A 1,839-nucleotide genomic window follows, 5' to 3' on the forward strand; every position below is an offset into this window, starting at 1 on the left:
GGCATATCACACACCAGATGAAATCTTCGAAAGAGAATTAGATAAAATCTATCAAACAGCGTAAGTGTTCAATTTATTATTGCAATTTACGGTTGATTTTTATTAAAAAAGAATTATAATAATTTTAATAAAAATTCCAGGAGGTAATCTTATGAAAAAAGTGTTTTTGTCTTTACTCGTGTTGGCATCTGTTGGTGCAGGTCTTTTTGCTGGGACTCAGACAAAGGCTTCTGCTGCAACTTATAGAGTAAATCGTTTCATTCATACACTTCCTGGTGGTGATTGTGGTCAACATAATGTGCAAAATTAATAATAGAAATGGACATAATTTTAATTTAATTATGTCCATTTTTATATAAGGAGGTGAACTGGGTGAATAAAACTAAAAAATTTATTCGATCAAGACGAATTTCTGCCATTCTTCCTTGGATAGGAATGTTGGGTATGTTGTATTTGGTCTTTTCGCTGATTATGCATGGATTATTAGCATTTATAATTAATTTGGGATTTATAGCAAATTTTTATTACATAATTGATGAGTATAATTGGTTGATTGAAAGAATATCATTTGATTCTCAAAGGCTGATAGCAAATAAAAGAATGGGTATTAATCGTTTAGTTATGATAGTAAGTATAGTGGTAGCTGTACTTAATACAATTATTTTAATATTGTTAAAGAGACAAGATTTTATTAGTTTTTGTGTTGGGCTCTGCTTTATTAGTGAAATTTACTTCGTAAGTCGTTTAATTGAAAACTTTCAAGTAATATTGCATATTGCATTTGATAGTTGGAAGAAATTTTATATTTTGGTTGTAATAGGTACTACAGTTTCATCCAGTATATATCTACTTTTATTGTGTTTTAGTATAATAGCTTATTTTATATATTTTGCAATTATTGGCATCATGTACGTGATAACATATTATATTTTAATAGAAATTTATGATAGGGTCGAAAATGATCTAGGTGGGCATAAATACTTTATAGATTTACCTGACAATCGATTTGGAAAAAGGTTTTAGTTCGTGAGATTTACAATTTTACGAACTAAAAAAGATATTAATCATAATACGCGTGGTGCTAGTTAAATCGTTTTAGTTAATAAAAAAGTCCAATTAGACTAGACTCAAGTTGTAGTATCAAAAAGAAAAGAGTCTGATCTGATTGAACTACCTTAAGCTTAAGCGCTTTAGCCACCCTAAGACAAGTTAGTTTTAAAGATTTAGTGATAATTTGTCGGCACTGGTATCGTTTGTATGCACCGGCTGAGTTTACTCATCGGCGAAATATTGATCAAATTAAAACTACGGACAGTCTGATTTTGGCTTTACTTATCTGGCAGGCTAAGACAGGAATTGAATCACAAAGAAGATTCTGTGAATGTTTCAATTGTTTATCACACTCACGTTTTAATCGGCGTTCACGTCAGCTATTGCAATTGATTTATCAGATACGGCAAGAAATGAATAAAAAGGTTGACCTGAATGGACAGTTCTTGATCATTAACAGCTTTCCGGTACCTGTTTGCCAACCAATTCGCAACTATCGTGTTAAAATTTTTCGCGGTTATGCCAACATTGGTTATAAGGCCACCAAGAAAATTTACTTCTATGGTTTCAAAGTTCATGCCATTGTTAGCGATGACGGTTACATTCTTGATTATGTCGTAACAAAGGCATCAGCTCATGATGCCAGGGAGACAGTTGAACTGATGGAAAATACCCATCCATCTAATTACTATCTTCTTGGCGACGAAGGCTATTTAGGCAAAGAACTGCATCAGCAGCTAAAACAAATGGGTTACGAACTTTGGACACCATATCGTAAAAATATGACAG

At 32.2% G+C, this 1,839-nt stretch carries 2 protein-coding genes and 1 pseudogene; all 3 read left to right on the plus strand.

Annotation, left to right across the window (positions count from 1 at the left end; translation table 11 throughout):
• The first annotated feature begins 151 nt into the window (after nt 1-151).
• Entirely contained in the window at nt 152-310 is a 159-nt protein-coding gene (locus CP357_RS10410; protein ID WP_164477384.1) for a hypothetical protein, read from the plus strand.
• Between the two features lie 62 nt (nt 311-372).
• On the plus strand, nt 373-1,023 hold the full coding sequence (locus CP357_RS09825) for a hypothetical protein (RefSeq protein WP_098037212.1): 651 nt from the start codon (nt 373-375) through the stop codon (nt 1,021-1,023).
• Between the two features lie 142 nt (nt 1,024-1,165).
• Nucleotides 1,166-1,839 (plus strand): annotated as a pseudogene (locus CP357_RS09830) (IS982 family transposase); the annotation flags it as partial.

It is taken from the genome of Lactobacillus sp. UMNPBX6 (assembly GCF_002553975.1).
GTDB lineage: Bacteria > Bacillota > Bacilli > Lactobacillales > Lactobacillaceae > Lactobacillus > Lactobacillus gallinarum.

What these genes read in the sequence shown, in the direction of transcription:
- CP357_RS10410 (WP_164477384.1), top strand. Translation starts at nt 152, where the DNA reads ATGAAAAAAGTGTTTTTGTCTTTACTCGTGTTGGCATCTGTTGGTGCA.